Source organism: Halomonas sp. (assembly GCF_031581305.1).
Classification (GTDB): Bacteria; Pseudomonadota; Gammaproteobacteria; order Pseudomonadales; family Halomonadaceae; genus Halomonas.
The window spans coordinates 1-4,757 of record NZ_JAVLBC010000221.1; the positions used below are offsets into that span (position 1 = coordinate 1).

The window sequence follows — 4,757 nt, forward strand, 5'->3', positions numbered from 1 at the left end:
CAAGCCGAACAGGCCCTGGCCGGTTCGCTGGGCAGCGCCTCGGCGCGGGTACTGATCGACTCGGTCGTGCGCGGCGAGGCCCTGAACCTCGAATCGATTCTCAGCATCCTCGACACCACCTCCGAGACCCTGGAGGTCAACCGTCGCCTGGAGCAGAAGTCTTGTGAGCTGGCGCGCACCAGTGAGGAGCTGCGCGCGGCCAACGAGCGCCTGCGCGAACTCGACCGCCTCAAGGACGAGTTCGTGGCCATGGTCAGTCACGAGCTGCGCACGCCCCTCACCTCGATTCGCGCCTTTGCCGAGATCCTGCGCGACAGCAACGACCTGCCCGACGAGAAACGCCGCCACTTCCTCGACGTGGTGGTGCGCGAGAGCCAGCGGCTCTCGAGGCTGATCGAGGAGATTCTCGACCTGGCCAGGCTCGAGAGCGGCCGCTTGACCCTCGAGCCCCGGCGCCTGGACCTGGTGGCCCTGGCCCGCCACAGCGTGGATGCGGTGCAGCGGCTGCAGGAGGATCGCGGGGTGAGCCTGGAGGTCGAGATCACGCCGGAGACCGCGACGGTCATCGGTGACCCGGACCGTCTTGAACAGGTGATCATCAATCTGCTCGACAACGCCGGCAAGTTCGCCGCCGACGACCATCCGCAGGTACTGCTGCGCCTCGAGCGCTACAAGGATCACTACCGCCTCGCCGTGGAGGACAACGGCCCCGGCATCGCCGAGGATGAGCGCGAACGAGTCTTCGAGAAGTTCCACCAGATTCAGCAGCAGGAAGGGGGTGAGGCGCGCGGACGCCCCCGAGGCAGCGGGCTGGGCTTGCCCATCAGCCGTGGCATCGTCGCCCATCTGGGCGGGCGACTGTGGGCCGAGGAAGCGCCAAACCTGGGCGGCGCCTGCCTGGTCATGGAGCTTCCCGAGGCACCCCCGGCTACGCCGGAGCCGTAAGCCGTAAGCCGTAAGCCGTAAGCCGTAAGCCGTAAGCCGTAAGCCGTAAGCCAGGGTGCCGCCACCAAGGCTCACGGAAAGGGGTTTTCTTACAGCTTAAAGCTTATCGCTGACAGCTCCGGGCGAAGCCCGGTCATGGCTTCCGCGCACTCTTCTGAAGCGCCCGGATCTGCAACAGGTCGTGGCGTAACAGCTGGCGCTGCTCCTCGCCCAGGCGGGCGATATCCACCCAGCCATCGGGGCTGCGTCCCTCGGTCAGGGCCAGACGCTGCTCGTCGAGCATCAGCGCCTGTAATCGCTCGAACGCCGCGGTCAGGGCCCGGGCACGCTCGGGGCTAAGCACTTCCTGCATCACCAGCGCCACCAGCCGTGAGCGAGTATCCGGCGGGCGCACCCCGTGGCGAACGGCCAACAGGCGCACGGCATTCACCAGCGGCAGCATCCCCTGGTGCTTGAGGTTGATGGCCCGCTCATGGGGGGCGCCCTCGCCGTCGCCGCTGAGTCGGCCAAGCCGGTCCAGGGCCACCGGCAGCTCATCGATCAGGCTCGCCATCTCGTCGAGGAACAGATGCGATCTCGGCATCAGACTGGCCACCCGATCGGCCAGCGCCTCGGCGAGGGCGGCCTCGCCATGGACCGGGTGGAAGTCGAGCAGGATGTTGGCCTGCTGGACCCGCTTGACGCGACGCTCCGCGGTCCAGATCTCGAGCTGTACGCGCCACTCCGAGAGACGCTTGCGCCACATCGGCCAGCGCGCCATGACATGGCCCTGGCAGAGCGGAATCCCGGCCGCGTCGAGGCGCGCGGTGAAGCGCTCGCCCAGCGACTGGAAGTAGCCGTCGATCTCGGTATGCCGGTCATCAGGATAGTCGGCGATGATCATGGCGTTGTCCTGGTCCGGCGCCAGCAGGCTCTCGTGGCGCGCCCCCGACCCGAGGGTCAGCACGCAGAAGGCCACCGGTGGTGGCCCCCAGCCCAGGCCGCGCATCTCATCCAGGGAGAGCGTGATGGCTCGCCGGTAGAGCCAGTCATTGTGATCGCTGATCAGCTGGCTGATTCGCCAGGCGGGCAAATCGAGCCGGTCCAGGGCCTCCACCAGTTGGCCCTGCCAGGCGTGAGCCTCGGCCAGCTCGGGGGTGGGCCCCAGGTTCACCAAGGCCTGACGCAGTGGGGCCAGCAGCGGTGGCCAGCCGCTGGGATCGGGCAGCACGTCGGTGGCGAAGAGCTCTCGCCAGGACGAAGGTCGATGCAGCAGGCGCATGGAGACTCCAGATCACGGGATGGATCGGCATGTCCTGAAGTATAGCGGGGGCACCCGACGGGACCACTGGGGTGAGCGGTCTAGAACATCTCGTCGCCGACCTCGTCGATGAAGCGCTGCGCCTTGCTGACCATCAAGGCGTCACAGGCCTCTCGACCGGGCAGCATGTCGGAACGCTCGAAACGATGCTCGAGCATCCTGCCCTCCTCGCCGTCGGCAGCCGGCAATGGCTTGCGGATCCAGCCGCTGACGCGGTACTGCCCGCCCTGGTCAGCGGGCTCTGAGATGATCAGGTAGCCCTTGTACTCCACCGGCTCGGCGGTCTCGGTGTTACCGGACTTGCCGTTGCTGCCGCCGCGCAGGCCGGATAACAGTTTCTTGAGCATGGTGCTCTCCTCACAAGTAGTAAGCCTCGACACGACGACGCCGGCAGAACGCCGGCGTCGAGGAAGGGCATGACGGTCAGACTCAGTCCTGCCGGCGACCCTTGCCGGCAGCGATGCGCAGGCGCAGCGCGTTGAGCTTGATGAAGCCCTCGGCATCCTTCTGGTCGTAGGCACCGGCATCGTCCTCGAAAGTGGCGATGGACTCGTCGAAGAGCGACTGCTCGGAACGACGGCCCGCCACGGTGGCACTGCCCTTGTAGAGCTTCATGCGCACCACGCCGGAGACAGTCTTCTGGGTCTCGTCGATGGCCGCCTGCAGCATGCGACGCTCCGGGCTCCACCAGTAGCCGTTGTAGATCACCTCGGCATACTTGGGCATCAGCTCGTCCTTGAGGTGTGCCTCCTCGCGATCGAGGGTCAGCGACTCGATGGCGCGATGGGCACGCAGCATGATGGTGCCCCCCGGCGTCTCGTAGCAGCCACGGGACTTCATGCCCACGTAGCGGTTCTCGACGATGTCGAGGCGTCCGATGCCGTTGTCGCCGCCCAGCTTGTTGAGCTTCTCGAGCACTTCATGGGGCTTCATCGGCACGCCGTCGAGGGCCACGATGTCGCCGCGATCAAAGGTCAGCTCGACATAGGTGGGCGTATCCGGTGCGGCTTCAGGCGACACGCTCCAGCGCCACATGTCCTCCTCGGCCTCGGCCCAGGGGTCTTCGAGGATGCCGCCCTCATAGGAGATGTGCAGCAGGTTGGCATCCATCGAGTAAGGCGACTTCTTCTTCTTGGAGGAGAAGTCCACCGGAATGTCGTGCTGCTGGCAGTAGGCCATCAGCTTCTCACGGGAGTTGAGGTCCCACTCGCGCCACGGCGCGATCACCTTGACACCCGGTTTCAGCGCGTAGGCGCCGAGCTCGAAGCGCACCTGATCGTTGCCCTTGCCGGTCGCCCCATGGGAGATGGCGTCGGCACCCGTCTGATTGGCGATCTCGATCAGGCGACGGGCGATCAACGGGCGTGCGATGGAAGTGCCTAGCAGGTACTCGCCCTCGTAGAGGGTGTTGGCGCGGAACATCGGGTAGACGTAGTCACGTACGAACTCCTCGCGAAGATCCTCGATATGGATCTCCTTCACGCCCAGCGCCTCGGCCTTGGCACGGGCCGGCTCGACCTCCTCACCCTGACCGATGTCGGCGGTGAAGGTCACGACCTCACAGTCATAGGTTTCCTGCAACCACTTGACGATGACGGACGTGTCCAGGCCGCCAGAATAGGCGAGCACGACCTTCTTGACATCGGACATGCTGAGGCTCCTCTAGTAACGTTCTCAAAGAAAGCGATTATAGCGCGCCGAGCCAGCAGCGAATACCGGCGACGCGACTCATGGATGGCAAGCTGCTAGACTTTCGCGGTTTCGAGACACGATGGCCCAGACAAGGAGAGGTGCATGAGCGAGGCGATCGTCCGCGAACTCATGGCGCAGCGGTTCCGCAGCTTTCTGCCCGTGGTGGTGGATCTGGAAACCGGCGGATTCAATCCCGAGGGCGATGCGATCCTCGAGATCGCCGCAGTGACGCTGACCATGGACCCGGAGGGCAACCTGATTCCCGACGCCACCTATGCCTACCATGTCACTCCCTTCGAGGGGGCCAATGTGGAACAGTCGGCACTGGACTTTACCGGAATCCGCCTCGATGACCCGCTGCGCCGACAGATCGCCGTCAGCGAGGCCGAGGCACTGGGCGAGATCTTCCGCCCCGTTCGCAAGTCCATCAAGGCCCATGGCTGTACCCGGGCCGTTCTGGTCGGTCACAATGCCGCCTTCGACCACGGCTTCCTCAACGCGGCGGTCAACCGTTGTGGCATCAAGCGTAACCCCTTCCACCCCTTCTCGAGCTTCGACACGGCATCACTCGGCGGCTTGGTCTATGGCCAGACCGTGCTGGCCCGGGCCTGTCGCGCCGCAGGTATCGAGTTCGACAACAGCGCCGCCCACTCGGCGCGCTACGATACCGAGCGCACCGCCGAGCTGTTCTGTGCCATGGTCAACCGCTACAAGGACCTGGGTGGCTGGGCCCTGGCCCAGAAGGAGCAGGGGATGGACGAGGCGTAGCTGGAAGCTGGAAGCTGGAAGCTGGAAGCTGGAAGCTGGAAGCTGGAAGCTG

5 protein-coding genes are annotated in these 4,757 nt (G+C 65.4%); 2 read left to right on the forward strand and 3 right to left on the reverse strand.

The window, feature by feature from the left end:
* The coding region (locus RI841_RS14425) for an ATP-binding protein (protein WP_310706328.1) at positions 1 to 945 on the forward strand (945 nt) is incomplete at its 5' end.
* A gap of 133 nt (positions 946 to 1,078) precedes the next feature.
* On the opposite strand, the gene RI841_RS14430 is transcribed toward RI841_RS14425, so the two are convergent.
* From RI841_RS14430 to RI841_RS14440, 3 genes are all read right to left on the reverse strand, one after another.
* Positions 1,079 to 2,206, reverse strand: coding sequence for a DUF294 nucleotidyltransferase-like domain-containing protein (locus RI841_RS14430; protein ID WP_310706329.1), 1,128 nt, complete (start codon positions 2,204 to 2,206; stop codon positions 1,079 to 1,081).
* 80 nt (positions 2,207 to 2,286) lie between these two features.
* Positions 2,287 to 2,592, reverse strand: coding sequence for an HlyU family transcriptional regulator (locus RI841_RS14435; RefSeq protein ID WP_310706330.1), 306 nt, complete (start codon positions 2,590 to 2,592; stop codon positions 2,287 to 2,289).
* A gap of 82 nt (positions 2,593 to 2,674) precedes the next feature.
* Complete coding sequence (locus RI841_RS14440; RefSeq protein ID WP_310706331.1) at positions 2,675 to 3,895, reverse strand: argininosuccinate synthase; 1,221 nt, start codon at positions 3,893 to 3,895, stop codon at positions 2,675 to 2,677.
* 144 nt (positions 3,896 to 4,039) lie between these two features.
* Between RI841_RS14440 and rnt the strand changes: the two genes are divergently transcribed.
* Positions 4,040 to 4,705, forward strand: coding sequence for a ribonuclease T (gene rnt, locus RI841_RS14445; RefSeq protein ID WP_310706332.1), 666 nt, complete (start codon positions 4,040 to 4,042; stop codon positions 4,703 to 4,705).
* The last annotated feature ends 52 nt before the right edge of the window (positions 4,706 to 4,757 follow it).

Excerpts from the sequence above, each read along its gene's own strand:
- RI841_RS14430 (WP_310706329.1), bottom strand. The coding sequence starts at position 2,206 with ATGCGCCTGCTGCATCGACCTTCGTCCTGGCGAGAGCTCTTCGCCACC.
- RI841_RS14435 (WP_310706330.1), bottom strand. The coding sequence starts at position 2,592 with ATGCTCAAGAAACTGTTATCCGGCCTGCGCGGCGGCAGCAACGGCAAG.
- RI841_RS14440 (WP_310706331.1), bottom strand. The coding sequence starts at position 3,895 with ATGTCCGATGTCAAGAAGGTCGTGCTCGCCTATTCTGGCGGCCTGGAC.
- rnt (WP_310706332.1), top strand. The coding sequence starts at position 4,040 with ATGAGCGAGGCGATCGTCCGCGAACTCATGGCGCAGCGGTTCCGCAGC.